The sequence below is a fragment of the Binatus sp. (SeqCode) genome (assembly GCF_050013435.1).
In the GTDB taxonomy this organism is placed as follows: Bacteria; Desulfobacterota; Binatia; order Binatales; family Binataceae; genus Binatus.
In genome coordinates, this window is sequence record NZ_JBEKFG010000086.1 from 1 (window position 1) to 14,329 (window position 14,329).

10 protein-coding genes are annotated in these 14,329 nt (G+C 60.8%); 8 read left to right on the plus strand and 2 right to left on the minus strand.

The features are described 5' to 3' along the window. Positions 1–183 precede the first annotated feature (183 nt). From ABSB13_RS14695 to ABSB13_RS14720, 6 genes are all read left to right on the plus strand, one after another. The gene (locus ABSB13_RS14695) at positions 184–786 is read left to right on the plus strand and encodes a hypothetical protein (RefSeq protein WP_428109883.1); all 603 of its coding nucleotides are present in this window, start codon (positions 184–186) and stop codon (positions 784–786) included. 460 nt (positions 787–1,246) lie between these two features. Beyond that, positions 1,247–2,362, plus strand: a complete 1,116-nt coding sequence (locus tag ABSB13_RS14700; RefSeq protein ID WP_428109886.1) for a hypothetical protein — start codon at positions 1,247–1,249, stop codon at positions 2,360–2,362. A gap of 177 nt (positions 2,363–2,539) precedes the next feature. Continuing rightward, a complete protein-coding gene (locus ABSB13_RS14705; RefSeq protein WP_428109888.1) occupies positions 2,540–3,640 on the plus strand; it encodes a glycosyltransferase family 39 protein in 1,101 nt (366 codons plus the stop codon). Positions 3,641–3,807: 167 nt separating this feature from the next. Beyond that, a complete protein-coding gene (locus ABSB13_RS14710; protein WP_428109890.1) occupies positions 3,808–5,895 on the plus strand; it encodes a hypothetical protein in 2,088 nt (695 codons plus the stop codon). Positions 5,896–6,180: 285 nt separating this feature from the next. After that, a complete protein-coding gene (locus ABSB13_RS14715; protein ID WP_428109893.1) occupies positions 6,181–6,810 on the plus strand; it encodes a DedA family protein in 630 nt (209 codons plus the stop codon). Positions 6,811–6,832: 22 nt separating this feature from the next. Then, on the plus strand, positions 6,833–7,534 hold the full coding sequence (locus ABSB13_RS14720; RefSeq protein WP_428109895.1) for a hypothetical protein: 702 nt from the start codon (positions 6,833–6,835) through the stop codon (positions 7,532–7,534). A 46-nt stretch (positions 7,535–7,580) separates the two neighbouring features. Here ABSB13_RS14720 and ABSB13_RS14725 read toward each other — a convergent pair whose 3' ends face one another. Both ABSB13_RS14725 and ABSB13_RS14730 read right to left on the minus strand, forming a co-directional pair. Then, positions 7,581–9,239: an acetate--CoA ligase gene (locus tag ABSB13_RS14725; protein WP_428109897.1), complete on the minus strand. Its 1,659-nt coding sequence runs from the start codon at positions 9,237–9,239 to the stop codon at positions 7,581–7,583. Then, complete coding sequence (locus tag ABSB13_RS14730; protein ID WP_428109900.1) at positions 9,236–10,930, minus strand: thiamine pyrophosphate-binding protein; 1,695 nt, start codon at positions 10,928–10,930, stop codon at positions 9,236–9,238. Before ABSB13_RS14730 ends, ABSB13_RS14725 begins: the two co-directional genes overlap by 4 nt. Before the next feature lie 107 nt (positions 10,931–11,037). On the opposite strand from ABSB13_RS14730, the gene ABSB13_RS14735 reads away from it, so the two are divergent. Further along, entirely contained in the window at positions 11,038–11,352 is a 315-nt protein-coding gene (locus tag ABSB13_RS14735; RefSeq protein ID WP_424671194.1) for a hypothetical protein, read from the plus strand. Positions 11,353–11,364: 12 nt separating this feature from the next. After that, positions 11,365–14,118: a UPF0182 family membrane protein gene (locus ABSB13_RS14740; RefSeq protein WP_428109903.1), complete on the plus strand. Its 2,754-nt coding sequence runs from the start codon at positions 11,365–11,367 to the stop codon at positions 14,116–14,118. The last annotated feature ends 211 nt before the right edge of the window (positions 14,119–14,329 follow it).

A 14,329-nucleotide genomic window follows, 5' to 3' on the forward strand; every position in this document is an offset into this window, starting at 1 on the left:
TGCTGGATCGGAAAATGGTAAAATCGCGCCATTGCTGATAACTGCGAGGAGCAGAGAATGATCAGGAACGCATTGGTCGCCATTGCTGCCGTCGTTTTCGTCGTCGGGTGCAATTCTTCGCCGTCACCAACCGCCGAGAACACGGTCGGCGGCGCCAACGTCGTTTCTACCGCGCAAACGCCGATGAAGAAGGCGGCGACAAGCCTTTCGCTCGACTGGGGTCCAAAAGCGCAGGCCGGCCAGGTCGCTATCGCTGTCGTATTGAGCTACGGCGGTTCGAAACCGACGATCACCGCGCCGGCTGGATGGCAATTGATTCGCGACGATTCCACTCCAACAACGCGGCAGTCGCTGTATTGGCATGCGATCCAGGCGAACGACGCCAGAACAGCGACGTGGGCATTCAGCGAACCGGTAGATCCGCAGGGCGCTGTTCTGCTGCTGGACAATGTTGCATCAGCCGCGCCGGTGGATATGAGCAACGGCACGACTGGCAGCGGCGGCATGGTGACGGCCAGGTCAATCGTTACTACAGCCGATGCAGACCTGATCCTTGCCTTCGACGCTACGGATTTTCGCGGTCCAGGACTTGGTCCACTGATGCCAGCCGATACGAAAACGCTAGTGAATCAGGAAGCGGCGATGAACGAATACTGGATCGTGGCTAGTTATCAGAGCCAGAACGGTAGCACTGAGGATGTGGCGAGTCCCACTGGGCAGATTTTTAACTGGGTGGCGGCGCAAGTAGCGATAAAACGGGGCAACGCTAACCCATTGCCACAGTGAGCACCGACGCGCTGGAAGGGCATGACGTTGCGAACCGCGCGAACGTCTCCTCGCGACAAGCGGCAGGTTCTCTCAGGCTAGACCTGAGGGCAACAAAGGCCGGCGCTGTAAATGCAGGTGAAACTCGGCTAAACCTGAGAGCGCTATGAACGGTGCGCCTGAGCTTGGGGCCGGCGGGTTCGAATCTCGCGAGGATGCAACCGATTCTCGCTCTGGTCACTCTGATCTCGCGGCTGGGAAAGATTCTTACGCTAGAACCGCGCGGGTTTTTTTCGTTTGCGCAATTGTTGCTGTCCTCGCGTTTGCTCCACACTTTCTGACTCAGCAACGAACCTGGAACTTCCTGAATTATATAGCAGCCGCGCTCGCGGTCGGCGGGCTTGTAGCGATGCGCGCAGCCCGGCAGTCTGCGGGAGCATCGATCGCAACGCGAACCCGTGCGGCGCTATCCCCAGAGCAGTTGACCACCTTCGCAGTGTTTGTCGCGTTCCTGGCCTTTTACGGCGGGACGATGTTTGACCCGTCGCCCTTCAACGAACAAGTGCGCCAGGCAGTTGCATTCAATCATGGACATACCTATATCGACGCGCCGCAATCGTTCCTCGAGCATGCGCAGATCGGCCCGTACAGCTATGCGCTGCACCCACCGCTGCCTGCGATCATGCTGATGCCGGTTACGGCAATCTGGGGAATGAATACCAATCAGACCGAATTTTCGGTCGTGATCGGCGCGATTGACATCGCACTCGCCTGGATACTGCCGGGCAGATTCACGCTGTCTAACAAGTCACGCGTTTGGCTGACAGTTTTTTTCGGGATAGGCAACATCTTGTGGTACGAGACCGTCATCGGCAGCACGTGGGCGTTGCCGATGACCAGTGCGCTCATCTTCACACTTTTGACCCTGATCGAACTCTTCGGCGCTGCGCGTCCTTTTTGGCTCGGGATTTGGGCGGGACTCGCGACGCTTGGGCGCTATGACCTGGCGCTCGCGGCGCCGATCTATGCGATTCTTGCGATGGCGCGAGGGCGGAAATTCACTGAAATGTTTGCGATGATTCCCGGTTTTCTCGCCGTCGGGGTGGTTTTCGTAGGGCTGAACGAGGCGCGCTTCCACAGCTTCTTCGATCAGGGCGTGTTGATCACAGGCCCCAAGAATGCACCGGCGTTCTCGCTGCGTTATCTCCCGGGCAACCTCTACACGGTGCTATTCATGGCGCCGACGGTCAACGACACCTTCCCGTACATCCATCCGGTCTTCTCAGGTCAGGCGTTGACTCTCACCAGTCCGGCCTTTGTGCTCGCGTTGCGCCCGAGCTTCAAGCGGCTGACAGTCTCAATGATGGGGCTGGCGGCGGTGTTGGTATCGATTCCCAGCTTGCTCTGCTACGCCAACGGATTTGCGCAGTTCGGGACGCGACACTATATACCGGCATTCCCGTTTTTGCTTGTGATGATGGCGATCGGGATGCCGCGGCGGACCGATCAGCTCACTAAAATTCTGATCTGCGTTTCGATTTTTCTGGTTGCCTTCGGCGTCTGGCAGATTCATGTCTGGGGCCTCAATGGTCCGTAGGTTGGTCCTCAGCCGGTCGTGCGCGACGAGGAACTCGCCAGCGATCGACTCCACGCGGATCGGGGGGAGGGAATCGTGATATTGGGCGATTTGGATGCCAAACCAGAAGTCCCGGCAGAATCGCAAATCGCTGTCCTCGCGGATTCACGCATCGAGCCGAGCCCTCGCGGTTTTCGCGTGCTGCTCTCACGCGATGAGTGGGAGCTGGTCGCGATGGTGCTCATCGTCAAGGCGCTGCTGTTCTGGTACGGGATGCTCAGCTTCGAGATCCACTACAATAAGTGGATCACTTCGCGCGAAGATGCGATCGGTCTGCTCAATCATTGGGACGTAGGCCAGTACCTTAACATCGCGACGCTGGGCTACGGCACGACCGGCGACGCGCGGCTCCGGCTGGCGTTCTATCCGCTCTACCCGTGGCTGATACGGCTGCTGACGCCGGTTTTCAGAAGCCCGCACCTCGCGGCGCTGGCCGTCACGACTATCGCATCGATGGCGGTGGCGGTGGCTTTGTTTCGGCTGATGAAGATCGACTTCGATGAAGCGGTTGCGCGCCGGGCAGTATGGTTCCTGTTCATCTTCCCGACTTCATACTTCCTGCATATCGCATACACGGAGAGTCTCTTCCTGTTCTTCGTCATCGCGGCTTTCGTGGCGTGCCGGCGCGGGGATTGGCTGTATGCGGGAATCTATGGTGCGCTCGCGACGCTCACCCATGACACCGGAATCCTGCTGATAGCGGCATTCGGGGTGGAGGGTCTGCAGGAGTTATGGCAGACGCGCCGATGGAACCTCCGATGGCTGTGGGTATCGCTCATCCCGCTCGGCTTCGGATTTTTCATGTTGGTGAACTACCACCTGGCGGGGAATCCCCTCGCGTTCGTAACGGTTGCCGGGGAGCATTGGACGAATCGACTGACGGTGCCGTGGGCAGCCTACAATCAGCTCGGGGTGAATACCTGGATGTCGCCGCCGGACGCCATCACGCACGGCATGGCGATCATGCTGTTCGTGGCGGGCGGTTTTATCGCGACGCTGGCGTCGGCGTGGTGGCTGCGGCCTTGTTACACGATGTGGATGGCGAGTAACTGGCTCATCATCGCGATGCAGTCATGGGACATGAGCGCGCCGCGGCTGGTGCTGGCGATGTTCCCCATCTTCATGCTGGAAGCGATGGTGTCGCGCAACCGTCTGGCATCGGCGGCGCTGACTGTGTGGTCGATACTCTTCCTGGCGCTGTTCTGCGGCGAGTTTTTCAAAGGCCACTGGGCCTTCTGAGCGCGCGTCACTCTTTCCTTTCCCATGATTCGGAGACCTCGCACTCGCTGGCCGCTTCAGGTATCATTTTTTCTAACATTGATTTATCCGGTGAGATTAGGCTCAGATGGGGCGTGCGCGGCAGACCGCTGATAACGACCGCGATTGCTGGCGCGGGTGTCATTCTATTGAGCGCGGTTTCGCTTTGGGTTCTGCGCGCTCCCTTTCATGACTACGTTTGGAATACGCCGTTTCAGGGTTTTACCGATGTGCTGCCGACTACCGGATGGGCCGCGTTCAAGCTTTGGACATTCTGGGGACTCGCGACCGCGGTTACCGGGCTTGTACTTATCCGGATCGAGCCCAAACTCGGGCTGTGCGACGCAATCATCGGCGGAGCGGCGGGCACTTGGATATTCGCATATCTGGCAGGCAACCTGCTTGGCCCGATCGGGCTTTTTCGCTCCTGGACGATTTGGCTAATCGCGATTGGCGCAATCGTATGGCTCGCGCGAAATCCACCAAAGCTTGAAATTCATCCGCCTTCGATCGGCCAGCAGCTCGCACTATTGGCCTGCGTGCTCATGGCGGTCAGCATGCTGCCGTTGGAACTCGGATCGCCCGTGCCCCCTTACATGGACGCTCTGAATGTTCCCGCCGCTGTCCAGCGGATTCTGACTTTCGGAAGATATCTGCCGTTCGACAACGATCCCTACGGCTACTGGAGTCCGACCAACCAGACTCCGGGAGCAAACTTGCTGTATGCGTTTCTTGGACTGGGCGCGCACATCTCGCTAGGGGTCCTGGCGGTAACCGCAGCCATGGTTCCGATGGCCGGTCTGATAATTCTTGCTACCTACCGGCTGGGCCGCGCGCTGATGAGGGACGTGGCGGGTGGCATGGCAGCGTTGCTCTTGCTCGCGGGTACACTGCTGATGCGCGCTCAAATCATGCGTGGAACACCGGTGGCATTTGCGCTGGTGGCGATTGGATTGGCGTTCTTTGTCGATCGCGACAGGCGGCCAATCCGGACCGCGATTGGAGCATTGGCGTTGGGGACCGCGTTGCCTTCCCAGGCAATTGACGGGGCATTCGCACTGGCGACAGCCGGCAGCATCCTGTTCATCCGGTTTCTCGACGACGACCCGCGAAACGCATTGCGCGAGGCCGCCTGCCTTTTAGGAGCTTTCCTGATTGGCCTGCCAGAGTTCCCCGTAGCTCTACAGATCAAGCTCCCATATCCGATTCTCCCAATTTTCCAACTCGCGAGCATCCTGACGATCTGGCTTGCCGCCAGGAAGCTGCCCCCGCGCCCCAACCGGCGAACCGCTCTCGCAGATTGGTCCACGCGCGTGCTGATTCTCATTGGGCTTATATTTCTCGCCTGGAAGGGAGACGGAATCCCGCGCGGCATATACGAGAAGTTTCCGGTGCTCCTGATGCTCTGCTTTGCCGGAGTGCTGATCGCGATGCTCTCCCGGAGTCCGCGAAATCGCGGTGTCTACGTTGCAGCGCTGGCGTTGGTGATCGGGGGATTCGCGGAGTACCTGATCGGGTTGCACCTGGTGGCCGCTTCCGGCGAGCAAGCTCAGTTCGGCGTTCAAGACGTGCTCTTCAAGCTCAATGAATATTGGGGCCCATATTTTCTTGTTTTCCCCGCGGCGGTGCTGTTCGAGTGGATATATCGCCGCGTCTCGAAACCATTGGCCGTCGCGGTGTTGTTGGTGCTGGTGATTTTCCCGTGGTCGCAAAACCCCAACGTGGACATCGCCTACAACGAACATCCGCTCGCCGTGGAATGGGCGAGGAACTTGTATACCGCGAAACTTGGATGGTGGCTCAACTCACCTGATCATAGATGGGCGCAGAGCCACCGCGAACTCGAGCTGAGCGAGGCGCTGCGCACAGAGGTAAGAGCCGGACGCATCACGCCGGCTACGCATATCGTTCACGTGACTCCTCAAGCGATAATCTGGAAAGACGTCTTGCTGCACTCCGTGTTCACGGGAATTGACGACGACATTTACGTTATCCATCCCGAGGGAGACATGGACAAAGGCAGTTCTGCCGGGAGCCGCATGAGGCCGATTACGGAACTGCCCGCGGCGCTGGCCAAAAATCCACCTTATATCGTTGTGTTCAAAGAGCCGCCGCCTTCGCTGAATTTGCCACCGGAAGGGTACCACGAGATCTTCCGTGATGATGAGACGATTCGTCTCTTCCGTCGCGATGACCTCGCGGCAAAGTCGATGCAAGGCGGGCGCGCAAACCAATGACCACCGCATCGTCAGCCGGATTGCATTTCGATCCGCCAAACTATTCTCAGCGCCTACAAAGCCAAAAGTGTGATCGCAAATGCCGCTAGGATGTCGTGCGGAGAGCCGTCCGTGGGAGTCACGATAGCTCTTGCCCGCGTATTAAACGCGGCCGCTCCGAGACGCATAATTTTGACGCCTGACTAGCCGAAAGTCTCTTACGCTGGCACACTCAATCCGGCAAACTGGAAATGGCTGAGGCCGGGGGTGGGGATTGGCACCGACTTCGCGAAATATGGATTTCCAATGCATGGGATAACCGACCCCGCGCATATCACGGACGTGCTCGCGGCGTGGGGCTATCTCGGCATCTTCATTGCCGTGTTCGTCGGCAACCTGGGGATTCCCGTGCCCGAGGAAACCGTGATGCTCGCCGCCGGATTCCTGGCCGGCCGCTCGCTGCTCGATCTGCGAATCGTCTATGTCACCGTAGTCGCGAGCGCCGTCACCGGCGACTGTTGCGGCTACGTCATCGGCCGCACCGGCGGACAGCGCGTACTCGTTCGGCTCGCGTCCGCCTTTCCCTTCTTGCGCACGCGTTACGACCGCCTGCAACTGTTCTTTCAGACCCACGGCAGCAAGGCGGTTTTCATGGCGCGATTTATCACCGGCGCGCGATTCATGGCGGGCCCGATGGCGGGAGCGTGCGGGATGCCGTTCTTCCAGTTCCTCGGCTGGAACGTGCTCGGTGCGATCGTATGGTGCTCGCTCGTCGTCACGGTCGGCTACCTGGTGGGCGACGAGTTGTATCGCGCCCTGACGACGGCTCATCAGGCGTCGCGATGGATTGAGCTGGCCGGGGTTGCCGTGGCGATCGTGGTCTTCGTCTTCTGGTGGAGGGACAGGCATCCTGCGGTGTCGCGGCCTCAATCGTAGCCGCGTTCGCGACTGCGCCGCGATGGTGGTGGTTGCGCTCGCGTTGACTGGATGCAAGCCGCGCACTCGTATCGATCTCCATTATCTCCCGGGCTTCGTGCCGGGGTCCCAGAATATTTTCCGTTCCGTCAGAATTGCGGTGCCTCCCACGACCGGAAATTTCGGCTCCGGCAATTCCAACGTCGGCATGATTTACGCCGCCGACGGCACCCCGCAGACTCCTCTCGTGGTTGCCGATGCGGGCCGCGCGTTCAACAACGCGTTGATCAAGGGGTTGGCAGACGCCGGCCTGATGCCGGTGGCGCTCGACTCCAATCCGGGTGACGGCAAGCCGCCCGAGGGCTCGGATTTCATCCTCACCTCCGACCTCGAACAGCTCGAGGTGAACAAGCGGTTTGGAACGATCCAGACCGTCCACGGCCGGTACTTCTCGATGAGATCCGTGGTGCGGGTAAAGTTCGAGCTCAAGAATCGCGATGGTGCCGTGCTGTACTCCGACGAGATCAGCGGCATCGAAAATGAACCGCCAAACCCCGTCGGCACCGAGGTCTTTCTGCCACTCGAGACCGAACCCGCCGAGTCTCTGTCGGTTGCACTTTCGCGCGCCGTCGGCGCCCTGATGCTACAGCCGGGATTTCGCGCCGCACTCCCGATGCGCTCCGTCGAGCCGACTCCCACGTCGACGCCGGCGCCGCAATCTCCTGGCGCGTCGCCCACGCCCTGAGAGAGTCACATCGCCGCGGCCGCGGATACCGAAGTGATTGCCGAATTTAGGCGGACTTGCCCTTGCGTGATTCTTCCCGGTGGCGCAGCTCGACGCGGCGAATCTTCCCGCTGACCGTCTTGGGCAGCTCGTCGATGAATTCTATCTCGCGCGGATATTTGTAGGGCGCCGTCACGCGCTTGCAATGCTCCTGCAGCTCGGTCACCAGCCGCTCGCCGGGCTCGGCGCCGGGCCTCAGCTTCACGAAGGCCTTGACGATCGATCCGCGATCCGCGTCGGGACTCGCGACCACCGCGGATTCCATTACCGCGGGATGCTCGAGCAGGGCGCTCTCCACCTCGAACGGCCCGATTCGGTAGCCCGCCGAAATGATCACGTCGTCGGCGCGCCCGACGAACCATAGGTAGCCGTCGGCGTCGCGGGTCGCCTGGTCGCCGGTCAGGTACCAATCGCCGCGAAACACGTTGGCGGTCTCTTGCGCATTTTTCCAATACTCGAGAAACACCGACGGCGGGCGCTCGGGACTGATCCGCACGGCTATTTCTCCGAGCTCGTCAACTTCGGTCTCGGCCATTTCGTTGTCGATTACGCGGACCTCGTGACCCGGAAACGGCAGCCCCATCGAGCCCGGTTTCACCGGCATCGCGGGCATGTTCGCCGCCAGGATGGCCGTCTCCGTTTGCCCGTAGCCGTCGTGAATCGTGAGTCCCAGCCGCTCCCGCCAGACCTCGATCACTTCCGGATTGAGCGGCTCGCCCGCACCCGTGCAATGCCTCAGTTTCGGGAATGAGTAGTCCGCGAGGTTTTCCTTAATGAGTATTCGATACTCAGTCGGCGGCGCGCAGAAGGTAGTAACTCCATAGCGCGCGATCAACTCGAGCTCCTTCGCCGCATCGAAGCGGCCGTTGTACATGAACGTTGTCACGCCGTTCATCCACGGCCCGAACAGCACGCCGTATGCCGCCTTGGCCCAGCCGGTGTCCGAAGTTGTCCAATGCAGGTCGCCCGGTCTCACGTCGAGCCAGTTAAGCCCCGTGAACCGATGACTGTAGCTATAGGCGTGACTATGCAGCACCGCTTTCGGTTCCCTGGTCGTGCCGGAAGTGTAATAGCAAATCGCCGGCTCCGACGATTTCGTATTCACCGTCTTGAACGCCGGCGACGCGTGACCCATATATTCCTGCAGGCTTATCCAGCCGCTGCGGGCGGCGCCGGCTATCAGGTAATGCTCGACGCTGGGGCATTGCTTGCGCAGTTCCGCGATCATCGCGGCATTCTCGACGCCGGCGATTATCGCGCGCGCCCCGGAATGATTCGCGCGGTACACCAGGTCGTTCTCGCGCAGCATCGAGGTGCACGGGATCACGATCGCGCCGAGCCGGAGTGCGCCGATATACGCCGCCTGCCACAGCGTGATTCGCGGCAGCACCAGCAAAACCGCATCGCCGCGCCGGATTCCATGTCCGGCCAGAACGTTCGCGATGCGCCTGGATTGCTGCGCGATATCCGCGAACGTCAGCCGCGCGCGCCGGCCCTCGCTGTCTTCCCACAGGATTGCTACCCGGCGCGGATCCTCGGCGAACTTGTCGATCACCGCGGCGAAGTTGAAATGCTCCGGCGTCTCCCATTTGAAGTCGCGGTACAGGCGCCGATAATTCTCGATCGCGTCGGTCTTTATCGAATTAGTTTTTATTGAATCAGTCATAGGCGCGAAATCCCGCGTGCTGCATGCTCCACCGGCGCTTGCGAGCGCTTCGCTGCCGCCTTGATATACTTTACGGTCACCGGCGACAGGTCGTCGCGCTCGACCCGCACGTCGATTATCGCAAACGATTTGCACTCATGCGCCGCGCGCAGCGCATCTCTCAGCTCCTCGACCGTGGCCGCCTCGAATCCGGCGCCGCCCCAATCGCGCGCGAGCTGCGCATACGGCCACGGCGGAATCTCGAGCAGTTCGCGCCGGTCGGCAATCGGCCGGAAGATGCCCCATCCGCCGTTGTTGATCACCAGCACGATCGGATTCACGCCCTTGGCCGGAGCCTGCGAAATTTCCGGTCCGGTCATCTGAAAACCGCCGTCCCCGCACAGCACCAGTGGCCGAAGACCGCTGCCGATTTGCGCGCCAAGCGAGGCCGGCACCGCAAATCCCATCGAAGCGTAAAACCCCTGCGCCAGATACCCGCCGTTATGCGGCACCCGGATGTCGAGCCCGCCAAACAGCATGTCACCCGACTCCGCGACCACCAGGTATTCGCGCTTGTCGGCCAGGAATTCGTTGACCGCGGCCAGGATCTGACTGACCTTGACCGGCTTGCCGTCGCCCGCGGCAATCTCGCGGAGATTGTCGGCGTAATGGACCTTCTCATGATGAAGCCGCAGCTTCTCGCGCAGCAGCGCGCGCGCGAAATCGCGGACCCCGGCGTCGGTGTAGGTGTGATACTTCACCTCGACCTTGCGATCGACCGCCCACACCGTTCTGCCTTGAATCACGTGCGGCGGACGGTTGCCGAAGTTCATGTCGGTTTTCAGACATCCGAGGTTGAGCACGAAGTCGGCCGCGTCCATCCGTGCGACGATCGACGGCGGACTGATCGGGCCGACGTGCACGCCCATGTACAGCGGATGGTCCATCGGGAACGCACCCTTGCCGAGCACCGTCGTGAACACCGGCGCGCCCATCCGCTCGGCCAGTTCCACCAACCCATGCGACGCCTTGAAGCGATGAATCTCGATGCCGGCGACCAGCACGGGCTTGCGGCTCTCGTTGAACATCGCGGCCGTCTCATGCGCCGCTTCCTCGACCTTGCGTGTATCGGATTCCTGGAAATGCAGCCGCCCGTCCCATTCGATCAGCTCGTCGGGGACCTCGATCCGCCGGTCAACCATGTCGCGATGAATCTCGATGTAGCCGGGCCGCTGCTCGGCCCAAATGGCGCGTACCACGCGATGCAACTCATCCGCAGCGCTGCGCGGATCGGTCAGCACGGCCGACGCGCAAGTTACTTCGTCGTAGATGCGGCGCTGCGATTCGATCTCGCGGGCCTGGTGATGAATCAGCGTGCCGAGTTTGCGTTCCTCCTCGCCCGGGCCTCCCGAGAAAATCAGAATCGGCACGCGTTCCGAGAACGATCCCGCGACTGGATTGACCATGTTGTGGCCGCCGGCGCCGTAGGTCACGCAGATTACCCCGATTTTCCCGGTCGCGCGCGCATAGCCGTCGGCTGCGAATCCGACCCCCGGCTCGTGCGACAGCGTGATGATATCCAATCCGTGCTTGCGGCCCAGCGCAAAAAACAGCTTGAGCGCGAGGTCGCCGGGGATGCCGAAGACGTGCGACACGCCAACCTTGCGCAGGTAGGCGACCAGGAAATCGCCCAGCGCCATGTGTCTCTTCACTCCGCTTCGCCCTCCTCGATTGCCGCTAATTGTAACAAAAAGACCCCCGCCGCAGGACATCTTCGGCGCCGCGCTGTGCTAGAGTATGATGTTGTCGGGTTAAGCTGATGTTTCGATCGATGCTGCGCATGCAATTCCTCGGGCCGATGCAACTGAGCCGGCTGGTGATGTTTCTGCCGCAGTTCGTCCGTCTGTTTTACCGGCTGATCACCGACGAACGCGTGCCGATGCTGGCGAAAATGGTACCTTGGATGGGTTTGCTGCTTATGTTGACACCTCCCGCCCTCGAGCTCGACATGATTCCGATAGTCGGCGAACTCGACTGGATTCTTATCGGCTACCTCTCGCTCAAGGTTTTCATCTGGCTATGCCCACCCGACGTCGTGCGGGAACACGTCAGCCAGATTGGCCGTGGCGAATAGCGCACCACCCTGATGCGACCCCGCGTAATCCTGATCAGCCTCGCTGTTGTCGTTATCGTCGCGCTGGTGGGGCTAAGCCTGGCTGACCAGTTGCTGGTCGATTACCTGTGGTTCGGAAGACTCGGCTACGGCGGAGTTTTCAATACAACCGTCGGCGCGGAAATCGTGATCTTCGCGATCGTTTGGCTGGTCGCGTTCATCGCGATCTTCGTGAGCGGGTTGATTGCGATCGGCGCGAGCCGCAATCCCGAGCGGCTGCGCGTGGTGCGCCGTCCCGACGAGATGGTCGAGGTTAATCTGCCCGAGCTGATTCGCGCGCTCGGCGAACGGGTGCCGTGGCGCGTGATCGTCGCTGGCGGCGCGGCCTTGCTGGCGCTGTTCGCGGCGCAAGGCGAGGCTGGCAGCTGGGATACTTACCTCAAGGGTCTCTACGGGGTGCCGTTCGGAATCGCCGATCAGGCGTTCGGCAACGATATCGGCTTCTACGTCTTTAGGATGCCGCTGCTCGAGGAAATGCGCGATCTGTTCCTGATGATCATCGTGCTGGCGGCCGCGATCGCGATCGCAGTCTATTGGGCGCGCGGCGCGCTCGACTTCAAGGAATCGCCGCCGCGCGTGTCGCCGGGCGCGGCGGGCCATCTGTCTGTCCTGCTGGGGCTGTTCTTCGTGCAGCGCGCGATGACTTACTGGCTCGGCCGCTTCGACTTGCTGCTGCATACCAACGGCGTCGTATTCGGACTGCGCTACGTCGATCGCATCCTGTGGCAGCCCGGGCTGTGGTTGCTGGTGGCGCTGTCGTTGGGCGCCGCCGTGATGTGCATCTTCAACGCGCGCGAGGGCGGACTGAGGATTCCAGTCGCCGCGTTCGTGGTCGTGTTCGGGCCCGCGCTCATCATGAATTTTATCCAGCCGGTGATCGAGCGTTTGTGGGTCAAGCCCGACGAGCTTCGAGTCGAGCGTCCATACCTGCAACGCAACATCGAGGCGACGCGCCATGCGTACAAGCTCGACACGGTTGACGTGAAGCCGTTTGCGGGGCAGGGCACGCTCACGCCCGCGGCGCTCGAGCAGGATTCGACGACGGTCAAGAACATCCGGCTGTGGGACCCGCGCCCGCTAATCGATACCTACCGCCAGTTGCAGGAAATTCGCACCTACTACGATTTTCGCGACGTCGACATCGATCGCTACTGGATCGAGGGCAAGTACACCGAGGTGATGCTGTCGCCGCGCGAGCTGAATATCGACCAGCTGCCCGACAACGCGCAGACCTGGGTCAACCAGCATCTCAAGTTCACCCACGGCGCGGGGCTGGCGATGAGCCCGGTCAACAAGAAGGACACCGAGGGGATGCCGGTGTTCTATCTAAAGGATATACCGGCGGTCTCGGACGTGGGGCTGAAGGTTGACCAGCCGGCGATCTACTTTGGCGAGGAGCGCGACAATTACGCCGTCGTCGATTCGGCGACGCCTGAGTTCGACTATCCCAAGGGCGCGGACAACGTCTTTTCGTACTACGGGGGATCGGGCGGCGTGCCGGTGGCGGGTTTTTTTCGCCGGCTGCTGTTCAGCATCTTTTTTCGCGACATCAATCTGCTCGTCACCGAGAATATCGTAAAGAACAGCAAGATCATGATCCGGCGCAACATCGCGAGCCGAATCGCTTATATCGCGCCGTTCCTGAACCTCGACCGCGATCCCTATGCGGTGATCCTCAATGGCCGGATGGTGTGGATCGTTGACTGCTATACGACCAGCGATCATTACCCGTACTCGCAGCGCAACGCCGACGGGATCAACTACATCCGCAATTCGGTCAAGGTGGTGGTGGACGCGTACACCGGCAACACCGATTTTTACGTGTCGGATCCCGAGGACCCGGTGATCAAGACCTGGCAGCGCGTGTTCCCCGCGATGTTCAGGCCGATGTCGGCGATGCCGGCGGAATTGCGCGCGCACATCCGCTATCCGGAAGATTTTTTCCTGATCCAGGCCGACACTTTCCGCACCTATCACATGACCGATCCGCAGGTCTTCTATAATCGCGAGGACCTGTGGGGATTCCCGCGCGAAAACTACGCCGGGCAGACGGTCCCGATGACGCCCTACTACGTGATCATGCGGCTGCCGGGCGAAGCGCAGGCGGAATACATGTTGATGCTGCCGATGGTGCCGTCGGGGCGCGACAACATGATTGCGTGGATGGCGGCGCGCTGCGACGGCGCGGATTACGGTCATCTGTTCGAGTATTCATTTTCAAAGGACAAACTTTTTTACGGCCCGTATCAGATCCAGGCGCGCATCAATCAGAATCCCGAAATTTCGCGGCAACTTTCGCTGTGGAATCAAATGGGTTCGAAGGTCCTGCTCGGCAACCTGCTCGTGATACCGATTCAGGACTCCTTGCTCTACGTCGAGCCGCTGTTCATCCGCGCCGAGAACGGGCAGTTGCCGGAGTTGCAGCGGGTGGTCGCGTCGTACAGCGATCGCGTGGTGATGGCCGATACGCTCGACCTGACGATGCTGGCGCTGTTCAGCAATCAGGCGCCGCCGGGGGCGACGATCGCCAAGGCGATCATGAATGAGCCGGCCCCGCAATCGATCGCCGCGGGCGCGGGTGCGCCCAAGGCCGACATGCAGAGCGCGGCGCAGCATTACAATCGCGCGATGGAGGCGATTCGCGCCGGCGATTGGACGGCGTTCGGCACGGAGATGAAGGCGCTCGGCGACGAGCTGTCGAAGCCGCCGGATTCCGGACATCCGTAGAGATAGAATTCGGTTTCTCCGGAAGGGCATCCTCGGAAAGCGGACCCTCACCCGACGCTCCGCGTCGGCCTCTCCCTGACAGGCGACCTTTGCGTAACTGGCGTTCGTTTTTGCCCCAGGAGTACGGATTGAGGACTTTGCCGAGCCGAGCGGTTGGCAGCGTGGATCTGCGGTCCGCCAAGCTGGTGGCGGGTGTGATCGGTGAAGCTTG